Here is a 322-nt window from a genome sequence, read left to right as displayed (position 1 = left end):
CCCGGCAACTGGCCAACCGCTTGCAGACCTCCCATACCGCGATTGCCCATCGCCTGCGCAAATACGGCATTCCCAGCAAGGCCTGAGCTTGCGCTTGCCGCTCTGAAAGCGACCTCCATCTGTACTGAAAGCGCTACAGTGGAACGATTTCGCTACAAAGCCTTGCAATCGCAGCCGTGCAAGGCTTTGATCCTCAAAGCCTTTTTTCCGCACCCCGTGCTGTAGCGTTTTCGCTACGGCCGTGAAATTCCATTCTCTACAAAAAACACTCAACCCCTTGATTTACAACGGCCAAATAAATATTGGCCGTGTTCTTGCTATG

At 52.8% G+C, this 322-nt stretch carries 1 protein-coding gene; it reads left to right on the top strand.

Annotated elements, in window-relative coordinates:
* The coding region (locus SB756_RS28910) for a TyrR/PhhR family helix-turn-helix DNA-binding protein (protein WP_410912956.1) at window positions 1-86 on the top strand (86 nt) is incomplete at its 5' end.
* Between the last annotated feature and the right edge of the window lie 236 nt (window positions 87-322).

Source organism: Pseudomonas sp. SIMBA_068, assembly GCF_046534705.1.
In the GTDB taxonomy this organism is placed as follows: Bacteria; Pseudomonadota; Gammaproteobacteria; order Pseudomonadales; family Pseudomonadaceae; genus Aquipseudomonas; species Aquipseudomonas putida.
This window is presented reverse-complemented; position numbering and strand designations above follow the sequence as displayed.